The 7,679-nt window shown below is 67.7% G+C and carries 7 protein-coding genes; 3 read left to right on the top strand and 4 right to left on the bottom strand.

Going from position 1 to position 7,679, the window contains the following annotated elements; genetic code table 11:
* Positions 1 to 78: 78 nt before the first annotated feature.
* The gene (locus ACWD35_RS44210) at positions 79 to 780 is read right to left on the bottom strand and encodes a hypothetical protein (RefSeq protein WP_451356981.1); all 702 of its coding nucleotides are present in this window, start codon (positions 778 to 780) and stop codon (positions 79 to 81) included.
* Positions 781 to 907: 127 nt separating this feature from the next.
* Here ACWD35_RS44210 and ACWD35_RS44205 point away from each other — a divergent pair, with 127 nt between their 5' ends.
* On the top strand, positions 908 to 1,168 hold the full coding sequence (locus ACWD35_RS44205; RefSeq protein ID WP_451356980.1) for a hypothetical protein: 261 nt from the start codon (positions 908 to 910) through the stop codon (positions 1,166 to 1,168).
* On the opposite strand, the gene ACWD35_RS44200 is transcribed toward ACWD35_RS44205, so the two are convergent.
* Together ACWD35_RS44200 and ACWD35_RS44195 are read right to left on the bottom strand one after the other, a co-directional pair.
* Complete coding sequence (locus ACWD35_RS44200; protein WP_451356979.1) at positions 1,169 to 2,368, bottom strand: ISAs1 family transposase; 1,200 nt, start codon at positions 2,366 to 2,368, stop codon at positions 1,169 to 1,171.
* 235 nt (positions 2,369 to 2,603) lie between these two features.
* The gene (locus ACWD35_RS44195; RefSeq protein WP_451356978.1) at positions 2,604 to 3,944 is read right to left on the bottom strand and encodes a hypothetical protein; all 1,341 of its coding nucleotides are present in this window, start codon (positions 3,942 to 3,944) and stop codon (positions 2,604 to 2,606) included.
* 166 nt (positions 3,945 to 4,110) lie between these two features.
* Here ACWD35_RS44195 and ACWD35_RS44190 point away from each other — a divergent pair, with 166 nt between their 5' ends.
* Positions 4,111 to 4,302, top strand: a complete 192-nt coding sequence (locus ACWD35_RS44190) for a hypothetical protein (RefSeq protein WP_451356977.1) — start codon at positions 4,111 to 4,113, stop codon at positions 4,300 to 4,302.
* A 230-nt stretch (positions 4,303 to 4,532) separates the two neighbouring features.
* Entirely contained in the window at positions 4,533 to 6,239 is a 1,707-nt protein-coding gene (locus ACWD35_RS44185; protein ID WP_451356976.1) for a hypothetical protein, read from the top strand.
* Between the two features lie 173 nt (positions 6,240 to 6,412).
* Here ACWD35_RS44185 and ACWD35_RS44180 read toward each other — a convergent pair whose 3' ends face one another.
* Positions 6,413 to 6,607 carry a DUF2326 domain-containing protein gene (locus ACWD35_RS44180; RefSeq protein ID WP_451356982.1) on the bottom strand — a complete coding sequence of 65 codons (195 nt, stop codon included), beginning with the start codon at positions 6,605 to 6,607 and terminating at the stop codon, positions 6,413 to 6,415.
* Positions 6,608 to 7,679: the final 1,072 nt, after the last annotated feature.

Below are 7,679 nucleotides of genomic sequence, written 5' to 3'. Positions count from 1 at the left end.
GCATGGACATGCCCAGTAGGCGTCCCAGACGGCGATCAGTACCACGATCGAGCGATCACGAATCGAGAAAGATCGGACTTAACGCCCACTCAGTGCGAGGCTGAGCCGTAACCGGGCGAGTGTGTGAACAGCAGCGATCTGATACTCGGGGGGCGGGAACCGCGTCGTTGTCCGATAGTAAATCTCCCTCCACTGCTCCGGATTCCATGAGACAGCCTCGATTTCCGTTGCGTCGGCGTCGGCGTCGGCGTCGGCGTCGAGGTCGAGGTCGAGGCGTTCCGGGTGCACCCAGGGATCCAGGTCGTCTGCGCGGAGTTCGGGCGCGATATCCGATAGGTCAAAGAAATGGCGAGGCAGGGGCGGCGGGAGTTCGGTGATCATTCGCCACAACGCCGCAGCCGCAGCCACGGATTCGCGTTCCAGCTCACTCCCGAGCACTGACACGAGGAACGCCACCGCCGGCGCACGGTCCGCCGTCTCGTTCAGCCGTTGCCACAGAAGGACGCGCTGCTCCGACTCGAGGCCGATCCGGCCGAAGAAGTTCACCTCTTCGGCCCGCCAGACTCGCTCACCGCTGCGCAGCGTCTCCGAGAAGCCAATCGACTCGAGCTGGTCTCCCAGCTCCCGTACCGTCTGGCCGTTGCCGCCGAACATGCTCGACAGTGCCGCGGCTCGGCAGACGTTCACCCCCTCGTACTCCGGTTCCATCGCGGCGCTCGCCGGCTCCGCATAGACCTCGAAGGTCTCGTCGCCGTCGGCATTCGGCTCGGGTTGCGTCATCGGTCAGCTCCTGCCTCGCTCGCGTACGGTGATCCGCAAGCTCCACCCGAGCGTACGCGCAGGCGAAATATGTTTGCATATGTGACGCCGCGTCAGCGTGTCATACCCGGACCGCCGAAGGTGATCAGTGGACAGTTGCCGAGTTCCTGGCCGACCACCGCGCCCCGAACGGCTTGCCGAGCGGGCCCGCAAGGAATCCTGGACGCATGCCGAATACCTCGTCGCCTGCCTCCAGAGGGAGGTCTCCGCCCGTGAGTCGCACGGCGGCGAGGCCCGCGTCCGTGCCGCCCGCTTCCCGGCGATCAAGACGGTCGAGGAGCTGGACGTCACCCATCTGCGCGGCCTGACGGGCCAGGGCCCCGTCGTTCTCGCGGAATGTCCGGGTTGATCACGTGATGCCCAGGGCGGTGAGCGGTCGGGTGGCGTCGCGTGCGTGGTGGCGGAGTGCGGCGGCGATGTTGTCATAGCCCGTCAGCCGGAGGGCGCCGATGGCCAGGTTCCGCAGACCGGCCATCGCGCGGGGAGCGTTGCCGGTGCGGACACGGGAGGCGTCCTCGGCGAAGGTGACATCCCTGACGTGGTGGATCTTGTTCTCGATGCCCCAGTGCTCCCGGACGCGACGGGCAATCTCGGGAACGGTGGCTTGGTGCATGGCCAGGCTGGTGACGATGTAGACGCGCTCGATACTGACCTTTCCGGTGCGCACGAGCCGTCGTCGCCGGACGATCTGCACCGCCTGTTCGGCGTGGGGGAACGGGAGCTCGGCGACGGTGGCCGCCTTCACCCTGCGGATCTCGTCCCGGCCGTGCGCGGTGGCGCGGGTCTTGCCCATCAGCGGCACGTCCTTCCAGGGCAGGCTCTTGAGCCGGGCGTGCAGGGTGGGGTGGTTGCCCTTGACCAGGGCGATGTAGTGGGCGTGCTTGTCCTCGACGAGGAAGCGGGCGTGCTCGACCTGGGTGTGCATCGCGTCGAACGTGACCACGGCCTCGGTGAGGTCGAGCGGGGCGAGCAGAGGCTGGAAGGCGGTGATCTCGTTGCTCGTCGCATTCACCTCGCGCTGGGCGAGGACCAGGCCCTGGCCGTTCATCGCGGCCAGGACGTGGACCTGGGTGCCGTCGGCGCGTCGGGCTCCGCGCAGGGTCTTGCCGTGCACGGCCACGGCTGGCCGACGACCGGAGGTGTCGGTCCGGTCGGCTCTGCGGCCGCGCTCGGCGAGCCAGGCGCCGATGGCGGCGTCCAGCGCGTCGCCGTCGACACGCTGGAGCACCCGGCGCACCGTGGCCTCGGCCGGAGCGATCGGCCCGGTGTCCGGGTTCTGGCAGGCGCCAGCGAGCTGGAACAGCACCGCAGGCGGGGCGTCGGCGGCCCATTCCGCGATCGCCGCCAGTGACTTGGCCCCGGCAAGGACCGCGCAGGCGGCCAGGGCCAGCACGAAGACCAGCGGGTGGCGCCGGCCCCGGGCACCGCGCGGATCGGGCACGGCAGTCAGGCGGGCCAGCAGCCCGGGGGGCTCGGCGCACGAGGGCAGTGCGGCGTCGGCGAGTTGACTCAGGCCACCGGGGATGCGCGATGTTGAGCAGGCAGGCACGGTCTTCCGTCGTGGTGATCAGGGATTCGACACCTCATGATCACCGGAAGCCGTGCCTGCCTGCGTCCAGGACCTGGGCAACCAACCCCGAACCGCCTGCAACTACCTGATCACTCATCAACCAGGACGCGTCGCGAGAACGAGGCCGCCCTGGCTCAACCCGCACCGGTCGAACCGCACGACGGCAGGCGCCCGCACGGCCACTGGGATGCCTGTACGCGAGAACGCCTATCGGCTACGGAGTCCATCCGAGCTTTGCGGCTTCGGTTTCGACCCACTGCGCGAGCGTCTCCTTTCGCCAAACATGCTCCTGGTGCACGCCTGCGTGACCGACACCCAACAGCTCCTTGTCGGTGCCTCCGACCAGCCCGTGCGACGAATGTCGTGCATTGAGCGCATGTATGCGGTCGGCGAGCAGGACGGCGTCGTGCCTGGCACGAATGGAGAGGATCAGCGGGATGTTCGCCTGGATGTTGTTGGCTTCGATGGTGTTCGTGCCCCAGTCGTAGTCCGGGCAGGCGAGCGCGACCATCAGGTCGACCTGGAGGCCTCGGTGGGCGGCGGCCGACATCAGTACCGTGCCGCCGTGGCTGTGGGCGAAGGCCGCCTTCAGCCGATCGCCGCCCTGTGGCCGGTCGACCCACCATCTCAGGGCCTTGCCGGCGACGTTTCGCTGGTGGTCACGGTCGCTCCCCGACCATTCGAAGGGGTCGTCCCCGTTGTAGAGGCTTCCCCCGATGTTTTCGCTCAGGAGGAAGCTGTGGAAGGTCTTGGTACCCAATGGTCGCCACCATTGGCCGGTGGGCCCCTTGTTCGCCCAGGCGCCGTGGATGATCACCGACTCTGCGGCTCCGCTGGTCGCGCCGGCCCCGCCAAGAGGCTGGGCATTCTGCGCGTCGGCGTCGTCTGGGCCCGGCGCGGCGTGGGCTTCGGCAGCGGCCGTTAGGGCCTCGTCTGCCTCTGCCAGGCGGGCCAGGGCGTTGCCGGCCATCACGCGGACGTCCTCGGAGTCGGAGGCGGTCCCGGCCTCCAAGACGCTCATGAGGGCCTGATCGGCGTCGTCCTGCCGGCTCCGAGTCCCGCGGCGCGCAACCGGAAATCCCTGCCAGGTGAGCTCCGATGCGGCAGCGACCCGCAGTAGCTCGCCCTCGTGGACGGAGTGCAGCGCGGCGAGGAGGAAGGCAACGGCCGCGACCTGCCAGCTCCGCTCATCTCCTACCGGCTCGGAGCCGCCCAGGTCGCTCCACAGGACCATTCGGGCTTCTCCGTGATCAACGGCCGCCAACGGACCGGTCAGAGCACGAGTGATGGTGTCCCCGTGCCGACGCCTCACATACGCATCGCATTCGTCTGGCCTGACCCTTCTGTCGCCGAGCGCGGCCACGCGAGGTACTTTCAGGTCTGCCATCAGGCCGCGGTCCGGCGCACCCGGTTCCGACACCAGGTCTCGGTGGCCGCTCAGCTGCGCCCCGATGCCGATGACCTGCATGACCTGGGAGACAGTGTCGACATCTGGAGCGTCCGTACGCTCGAACGCGGACAGACCCGGCTGGGGGACTACCAAGTCGTCGGGCACGAAGGCTCCTTGGAGAGTGGATTCCTACGGAAGGTGAGTCTTCCGGAGGGAGGATCCCTGCACACGCTCTACGCGCCGATGAGCACCCAGTCGGTCCTGCCAGTGGTTTCGTTCGATCCCGCTCGACCACCCGGGTCGTCCTCGGTGCCGGCCCGGACGCCCGGTCGTGCACACGGAGGTGCGGGAGGTCGGGACGGCGCCGCAGCACCGCACCGGCAACGCTCCCCGCGCGATGGCCGGTCTGCGGAACCTGGCCATCGGCGCCCTCCGGCTGACGGGCTACGACAACATTGCCGCCGCACTCCGCCACACGCACGCGACGGCCACCCGACCGCTCACCGCCCTGGGCATCACGTGATCAACACGGACATTCCGCGAGAACGACGGGCCCCTGAGGACAGGGGGACCATGCGAAAGACGGGCTCGGGCACCACGACCCTCGGTTACAACCTCAGCAGCGACGCCTTCGAGACGCACACGCTGCCGTGGACGAAGACGGGTCCTCCCACTCGGCTCTACTGACGGCCTGGTGAGGCGGGGACAGCATCGTGGCCGCGCCGGCCGCGGAACCGTGGCATCCTCGTGCGGGTGACCCGCAGCAAGGCCGTGCCCCCTACGCCCCGGAAGACCATCAGAGATCTACGAGCCCTGGAGTTCGCGGCCCTCGCCGAACAGCAGCGACACCAGATGTTGCCCTGGATGCTCAAGACCCTCCAGGACGCAACAGAAGCCCACCCGCTGCCAGCGGGCCAGGTCCTGGACCCGCCGGCGGCCGGCGAGTACTTCGGTCGGGTACGACAGCACATCGAGGCGCGGATCACAGCGATGACACAGTCCTACCCGCCAATACAGTGGCTGTGGTACCTGCGGCGCCTTCCCGACCTATTCGACGGCCGCCTGCCCACCACCGGCCCCTCGGACCGGGCCCTGATGGGGCTGATGGCGGCGACCAGCACCAAGACCTGCCCGCAGCTTCCTGTGGTGAAGGGGGAGATCGCGTTCCCTGTCACGGACGGCGTCGTCCGGCGAGTCCTACGCCTGTGCGCGATGACCATCGTCCTGAGCGAGGTTCACTCCGCGACCCGCCGAGCCGGAAAAGGCATATCCTTCCGCGCAGCCGCGCAAGGGCTCCCCCAAGGCATCCCCGACCCGGATATCGAGCAGGCCATCGAGCTGTACGACCAGCGCGTCGCTCAAGGCGAGGACGGCCTGCTGGCCTCCGGCACCCGGGTCCTGTCACCCGACCACAATGTCGGTGACCCGGCCCCGCTCATCACGATTGCCGAGCTGCCCTCATGGCGGGAACTCCCCGCTTTCCGCGGCCCGTTGAAGGACAACACGTGGCTGCGTGCACGTGGGCGCTTCGTCCCGGAGCAGATGTCCATCGCCGCGCTGCCGCAGATCCTCGCCCAAGCCCGCCCACAGGAAGCCTGGTGGAGGCCGGCCTTCCCCGCACTGCTCGCCCTCCTGCAGGCCCTGCACTGGTACATGTGGGAGTTCACCGGCGTCGGTGGTCTGAGCGCTATCCGCTACGGCTACCTCACCTTGCCTCATCGGGTTCTCGAGGAGGTCCTCGACGACGTCCTGCCTGTCTTGCGCGGCCAGTTTGAGACCTGGTTCCCGGGCGCTGCGCCCTCCAGCGCCCGGCAGGTCATCGCCGACCTTGAGGCGCTCCCGATAACCCTGTGGCCGAATGAGCCGGGACCCGTTCTCCACCACGCCGGCGATGACGTCCTGGTCGACTTCGCGGCTGCGACCCGTCATCTGATGCAGATGTGCACTATCGCCTCGCCTGGCGGCGGCCCGCTCCCCAACGCCAGGGCCGACCACTTTGAGCATGCTGTGCAGGGCCTGATCGATGCTTCAGCATGGAAGCCAGGCCCCGGCCTCGAACGCGGCATGAGACCGGATCCATACGGCGATGGTCCCATCACCGACCTCGACGCAGTAGGGGAGAAGGACGGGACACTGCTGGTCGTCTCCTGCAAGAGCATCCCATACACCGCCGCCTACGACGCCGGTGAATACGGAGCTGTGCGCAACGTCTCCAGCACAGTGGACAAGGCGATCGACAAGTGGCACGAGGTCGTGGAGACCCTCACCACCCAGCCAGTCGGCCAGAACTACGACTTCAGCCGCTTCGAACGCATCGTCGGCGTCGTCTGCATCCCGCACGTCCCCTACACACCTATCGGACGGGCCACCGAGACCCTGCTAACCACCTCCGCTGGCCATCCCCTGCGCAGGGTGAACAGCTACTCGGAACTGAGCCGCTGGCTCAACGCCCCTAACTGAGGACCAGGAGCAACGCCGCCCCGGCACTCCGCCGCCCGGACACACGGGCTGGCCCGAGGCCGTAGGCCGCATCCTCACCGCCGAGAGAACCATCACAGTGAGTAGTAGATGACTGCGAGGCGTGTTTACCGAGCTTGTACGCGTGAGCCGTCGACTGGCTGCGTGTGCTGCGGTCAGAAGCGGAATCCGAAGAGGCCGCCGTTGTTGAGGGCGTCAGTGAGGTGGGGCTGGCGTAGGTAGGGGGCGGGGTCGAAGCCGCGGCGGGTGGCTTTGCCGAGGTCGTCACTGTTGAACGTGGCGATGTACTGCAGGCCTTCTTCTTGGGTGATGTCGGCGGCGAGTTCGAGGGCGGCGGCGAGTTTGTCGATTCGGGGGTTGTAGTTGGTGTAGGGGGTGGTGTGTCACCTGGGGTGTTGTTGGTTGGTTGAGAAGGCTGGTGGAGTGGTTGGGGTGGGGTTGGTAGGGGTGTGAGCTGGGGTTGTCTGTGGTTTGTTGAGAAGAGTGTTGGCTGTTGAAGGTGGCGTCTGGGTGTAAAGGCTCAGGCGCGTTTTTGCTGTTCAGGGGTGTTTGGGCTGGTCATCGGGGGCGGTGGTGTTGTTCGGCGAGGTGGTCGAGGCGGATGGCGTCGAGTGAGGCTTTGGTGATGCGTTCGGTGTCGTCGCAGATGGCGGTGATGGCTGCTTGGCGGATGAGTCGGGTGAGGCTTCCGATGCGGCCGGCGGTGCGCTGGTGGAGGTAGGTGGCGTGTCGGGGGAGTGTGCCGGGGCGGTGGTGGGTGAGGTCGAGGGCGTTTTCGAGGTCGGTGATGACGTCGGTGAAGGGCCGGGTGCGGCCTTGTCGGGCGGGGAGGGGGCCGCAGTCGATGAGGGTGGCGCGTCCGGCGAGTTGGCGAACTCGGCAGTGAGGGATTTCGCGGTGGCGCCGGGCGGGACGAGGACGTATGCGACCGGGACCTGCGGGTGGCCGGGCGTGTGGGAGTTCTCGCGTTCTTGTCCGGTGTGGTTCTCATTTCAGTGTCCAGGCGGGTGGATGCGGTTGAGTGGGCTGATCGGCGTTGTCTTGCGGGGTGTTCGGGGTGTTCGGGGTGGTGGGGGAGGGTGTTGGAGCTGGACAGCGAGGTGAGAGCAGTTGGTCAGTGGTTGAGAATCGGCTGGTCAGCAAGCTGAAGGCTCCCAGAAATGTTCCGAGGCGTCGCCTGTCTCGACGGTCGTGGTCATCACCCGCGCGATCGCTCTGGGACTGGGCACGTCGGCCCGGGAGGAGCCAGCCAGCGCCCCGATCGTCGCAACGCTCAGACCGGGCCGGGACCCTACGGAGGGGGCAAGCCCACCGGAGGGGGGCGCGGCTAGGGCCTGTGTGATGTCGTGATCAATCTTGCCGATCCGGGTCCGTCGGGAAGGCGGATCCGGTAGGAAGGCAATCGTGACGCGCAGGCAACTC

Source organism: Streptomyces sp. NPDC002671, assembly GCF_053592475.1.
Note: the sequence above shows the minus strand (reverse complement) of the source record. Positions and strands in the feature narration are given on the sequence as shown.